Raw genomic sequence first — 255 nt, forward strand, 5'->3', positions numbered from 1 at the left:
GATCGGATCACCTCGTCCGTTCAAGCCAAGCAACGCTCCTCTTGCATCCCATACGGATAGATTCCGGCTTGCAAGAATGGAGTCAAGATGATCTAACAATTCAGTAACAGCCGGGTGCGAGATATCTTTGATCTCACAATAGCGACGCAAACAGGAAGACGCATAAAGCTGCTTACTCTCGATAGAGCAGCTTGCCAATTTTACGAGAAGCTCATTTCTATTCATGGTGACTGCATCGTTGAATCAGGTTCATAT

1 protein-coding gene is annotated in these 255 nt (G+C 45.9%); it reads right to left on the reverse strand.

The features are described 5' to 3' along the window. A partial coding sequence (locus tag SB753_RS39270; protein ID WP_410805448.1) for a hypothetical protein occupies positions 1-225 on the reverse strand: 225 nt, incomplete at its 3' end. Between the last annotated feature and the right edge of the window lie 30 nt (positions 226-255).

It is taken from the genome of Paraburkholderia sp. SIMBA_053, assembly GCF_046534895.1.
In the GTDB taxonomy this organism is placed as follows: Bacteria; Pseudomonadota; Gammaproteobacteria; order Burkholderiales; family Burkholderiaceae; genus Paraburkholderia; species Paraburkholderia caledonica.